The organism is Frankia tisae, from assembly GCF_025403405.1.
Classification (GTDB): domain Bacteria; phylum Actinomycetota; class Actinomycetes; order Frankiales; family Frankiaceae; genus Frankia; species Frankia tisai.
Map to the genome: position 1 here is coordinate 1 of NZ_JANEZT010000462.1, position 4,474 is coordinate 4,474.

Sequence of the window (4,474 nt, forward strand, 5' to 3'; positions counted from 1 at the left end):
GGGTTGGGCAGGCCGGGACCTGCGGCCAACGCGGCGCGGCACGATCGGCGACCCGGCGGCCCGTTCCCGGGTCCGCATCCGGTCGCCGGGAGCGAGGCATTCGGCGGCGTCCCACGGACCGGGGCGACGGACAGGTGGCCCCGGGAGCCGGACCGCCGACGCGCCGGCGGCGGTCCGGCCGCGGGCGACCGTCTCAGCGATCGGGAGCTCGCGGTTCTCAGCTACCTGCCGACGATGCTGACGACAGCCGAGATCGCGGCCGAGCTCTACGTCTCGGTGAACACCGTGAAGACGCACCTGAAAAGCATCTACCGCAAGCTCGACGTGCCGCGCCGCCGGGACGCTGTGCACCGGGCCCGCGAACTCCACCTGCTCTGAAGCGGCCCCATGCCGGCCGGCGGGCATCCGGCGCCGTCGGCGCGACGGGCGTCTTCAGATTCCAGCCTCGTCCCGAGGTTCCGCCGGCTCGGCCTCCACCCGTCCTCTGAAGACGCGTTGTTCGAGCGCGAAGTACGGGCGTTGCGCGAGGTCCGGGCGTTGCGTGGGGTCCGGGTACGGTTCCGGCAGCTCGGGCGCCTCCGCGTCCTGGGCAGGGGAGGCGGCGGCGCCGAGGGCGTCCGGGACGGTCAGGGAATCCGCGGGTGCGGATCGGCCGGCGAGACCCCGTCGGCCGTCGGCCAGCGGGATCGTCCGCCGCTCGCGAGCGGCGGCCCGTGCCGGTAGCGGCACGACCGCCCGGAGCACGCAGATCACCGAGGTCACGATCCCCGCGACCATCAGAATCAGGCCCAGAACCGGGAGATCTACCCCGGCCACCCGCCACGTCAGGGCATATCGAAGCGTGGCACCCGCCACAACCAGGAAGACCGACAGTCCCAGAGTCATCAGTCGTTCACCTCGTTTGTCCCGCCGGCGGGACGGCGGCGGACCGGGATGGTCGGCGGCCGCCAGGCTTCGGCGGGAGGGTATCGGTGGCGCGAGACCGTACTGGGCCTCAGCGATTTCGGCGGGCTGCGTCGTGGGCGTTGGACCTCGCGGGGGACCGGTGGAGGTGCGCCGATCGAAACGGCGGGACGCCTATATCAATACCCTCGGTGACGATGGCCCATGCTGATGAGGCACTTAGTGGGAGGGTGGTCACCCATCGTGGAGGGTGGCGGGTAGTGGGAACGTTTCGCGACCGTCGCACCGGCTGCCGGTCGGCTGGCTGGATCTCGGCGTTGGCCGGCGATCGGGGTGCCGCGAGGCTCGCACACCGCCGACGAGGTGGCCCCTTTAGGGGATGGTTCCGGGAGGGAAAAATCACGCGAAGTAGTCGCTTCACGCGCGAGGGTGGCAGCCCCGGAAAGATATGGCCGGGTTGAGAGCACGATTCTCCCACTCAAGCGGTGGGTTTGGCTCGGCGGAGAATGAGGGGCGTGGGCAACTGGTGGCGTAGCGAGGGAGGTGGGCCCTACGCTTGCCGAACATGTCCACCTTCACCGGAAATTCACCCGGTGGCATCGCCACAGCCGGGCCACCGCCCGGTTTGATTCTGAGTCTGACCCCCGGAGGCACGCGTGACCGACCGAGTTCCCCTCTCGACCGATGCTATCGGCGAGGACGCACCCCATCGGCCGCGAATCGGCGTGACCGTGGACACATCCACAGAGATAGGCATGGCGGGTCACATCGCCAGGCGAGCCTCGGCAAGCTCACCCGCTCCGCCGTCCGCCCCACACCGTGCGGCGCCAGCGCCAGCGCGGCACCCCGCACCGACCACGAGCACGGGCAGCGCCGCTGCTCGGCAATTGTCTCATCCCCGCTCCGGGCCCTCGATGACCGGGTCCCCCATGGGACGCGGTGAGGTTCCGGGCCAGCCGGGCGCGCCGATGCGCCCGGGCATGGCCGCCCGCACCGGCGCCCCGATGCCGCGTGACCTCGCGCTCGGAGCGGCCGAGCTGCGCGGCATCCTGCGCGTCGTGGAGGACTGCGAGCGGGCCTCTTCGCTCGCCTCCTTCCGCGAACTGGCCCTCGACGGCATGGCCCGCCACCTGGGCTATCGCCATTCGGCCTTCTTCCTGGGCGCCTCGATCGAGACGGCGTTCCAGGACGCCCGGCCCACCGGCCGGGGCCTCGCCCTGCGCCTCGCCGGCCCGTACATGGAGCGCTACCGCGAGCTGGAGGCGCTGAGCAACCCGGAAAGCCTGCGCTCGGTCCGCGAGCGTGGCCTTGCCACCCTCGATGACCTGGGCGTTCCGGAGCGTCCCGAGGTGCGGATGCGGCTGGAGCGTTTCCTGCGCGCCCACGGCATCCACGCCAAGCTGCTCGTGCGCCTGTTCGGCCCGTCGAACGTGGGCGCGCTCATCTCCCTGCTGGACTCGCGGCCGGGCGCGTTCGGCCCGCGGGACCGGGCGGTCGGTGCCGTCCTCGGCCGTCACCTCGGCAACCTGCTGCGCTTCTACATCCGGACCGATCCTGGTCCGTCCGTCGCGGGACGGCTGTCCGCCCGTGAGCGGGACGTCGTGCGACTCGTCGCGGAGGGCCGGTCCAACCGGCAGGTCGCCGAGGCGCTGTGCATCAGCATCGACACGGTCAAGCACCACCTCACCCACGCTCTCGTGGCGACGGGATGCTCGAACCGCACGCAGCTCGCCATCGCCTGGCAACGGGAGACCAGCGCGTTCGCGCCCCCCAGCCCGCCCCGGCCCTGACTCGCCGGTCGAGGAACTGACCCAACCGTCGGAGATCCCCGGCCGCGTCCGGACACGGGGGTTCCGGTTCGAGGTCACGCGTCCGCGGCCCGTTGCCGCCTGGTGCCCCTGGCTCTGCCCCCTGCCGCCGATCCCACCCTGGACCCCGGATATCGGTCCTCGGCCGCGGCGGCGGTCCTCATGCCGGCCGGTCGTCTGCCGGCCGGCAGCGCGCCGGGCCTGCCCCGGCAGCCTGCTCTGGCCGGGCATGCCCGGCGCGGAACCGACCCCCGTGCCTCGCCGGCGCGGGCGCCCGGTTCCCATCACCCAAGGGGCCCGCAAGCCGGCCGGTCCTGCCCGAACGGGCGGAAGGCCGGCGCACCGACGCGACGCGCCACGGGCGCGCCTCGACAACCTGACCTCCAAAACCTGACTTCCGACGAACCGCGGGTGGCGCGGGCCGATACCGGCCGCGCCACCCGCGGTCGTTTCATGTCCCGCCCGCGCCACGGGCCAACCCCGTCCGCGCGCCTGGGGGTTTCGGGTGCTGCCATCCCCGCGGCCGGCGGCCCCCTTCTCCGCCTCACCGCAGCCCTTCATGCCCGCTGCATCCCGGTTGCCATCCGTCCTGCCCGGTGGCGTCGGCCGCCGATGGAACGCCAGGGCGGCCCGAGCCAGGGACCAGCCGGTCTCCGTATTCTCCGGACTTGCGGTAGATCATCACCTTAGCGGCTTCTGCGAGAGATGCGCGGCATACCCCATCTGTGGGATGCTGTCCTTTGCCTGTCGTAGCAGGCCGGTTCGGTTAGGTGGCGCAGTGACGAACGCCAGCATCATTCCGCCCGGCCCCGCTTGCGGCTGATGGCGCGCTGTGACTAGGTTGACCCGTGTCCTTGCTAGCCGGGAGGGGCCCGAAGGGGCCACCCGACCGTCGGTGACTGACCCGGCCGGCGGTTACCACGATCAATTTTCGGATGCTCTTCACCCGTGGTTCGATACGTCCCGGGGCGCTACTCTCGCCGCCGATTTCTTCTGACCTTGCGCGTGCCGGTCCGTGCCCGAGGAATGTAGTCTCGGCTGTTCACCGTCCCTTTAGCCGATCGAAGTCGAATGGAAACCGCCGGGTTCGGTGGCCCGGGATACCGCCCTGCGTGCTACCAATTCGTAACCTCCACCGATCGACGCCGGGATTGATGAGGTCGCCCGGTGCGCATCCGCACGGGCTCTGCGTAATCCCGATCCGCGACATCACCGACGATGTCCGGCGGTGGGGGAACCGCTGGACCGAAGGAGTCCCGACCAGGTCACGGCGATCGTCGCGGCGCCCTAGGGCGTGTGTGATCGCGATTTTGGCCTGCCACCGTGCAGTGCTCCGGACCGAGCCGACTAGTATTCCGCGCACGTTGACGCTGTCGGGTCGGCTAAGCAAGTCGGCCGCTCCGGCCGCCGGTCGCACCAGTTCCACGAGAGTTTTTGGGGGTCGGTTCGCTTTCCGCGTAGTCAGTGCAGATGCAGCTTCCCCGGGACGTCTGTCGCCCAGCGGCACCGGCCAGGAGGTCACCGATGATGTGGACGATCCTGTCGTCCAGAACGTGTCCATCACGTTGGTTTGGTGGGTGAACCTCTTGTCCTGGATATGTCCTTGTGGTGACCCGGGGGCGGACCACGTGCCGGATGCGTGGGACCGATCGGACGCTCGGACGGCCTCGGCGGGCCTCATGACCCGGACTAGTTCGTCCCCGACAGCACCCTGCCCCCGGCCGCGACCTGCCAGGAGGACCTGCCGATGACCACCGCACCCC

3 protein-coding genes are annotated in these 4,474 nt (G+C 70.9%); 2 read left to right on the forward strand and 1 reads right to left on the reverse strand.

The genetic code is table 11. The features are described from left to right. The coding region (locus NBZ85_RS28080) for a response regulator transcription factor (protein WP_261562991.1) at window positions 1-378 on the forward strand (378 nt) is incomplete at its 5' end. A gap of 54 nt (window positions 379-432) precedes the next feature. On the opposite strand, the gene NBZ85_RS28085 is transcribed toward NBZ85_RS28080, so the two are convergent. After that, window positions 433-885 carry a DUF6458 family protein gene (locus NBZ85_RS28085; RefSeq protein ID WP_261560168.1) on the reverse strand — a complete coding sequence of 151 codons (453 nt, stop codon included), beginning with the start codon at window positions 883-885 and terminating at the stop codon, window positions 433-435. A gap of 947 nt (window positions 886-1,832) precedes the next feature. Between NBZ85_RS28085 and NBZ85_RS28090 the strand changes: the two genes are divergently transcribed. Next, window positions 1,833-2,693, forward strand: a complete 861-nt coding sequence (locus NBZ85_RS28090; RefSeq protein WP_136449107.1) for a helix-turn-helix transcriptional regulator — start codon at window positions 1,833-1,835, stop codon at window positions 2,691-2,693. Window positions 2,694-4,474 lie beyond the last annotated feature (1,781 nt).

Coding starts and splice junctions, on each gene's coding strand:
- NBZ85_RS28085 (WP_261560168.1), bottom strand. CDS start 885: ATGACTCTGGGACTGTCGGTCTTCCTGGTTGTGGCGGGTGCCACGCTT.
- NBZ85_RS28090 (WP_136449107.1), top strand. CDS start 1,833: ATGGGACGCGGTGAGGTTCCGGGCCAGCCGGGCGCGCCGATGCGCCCG.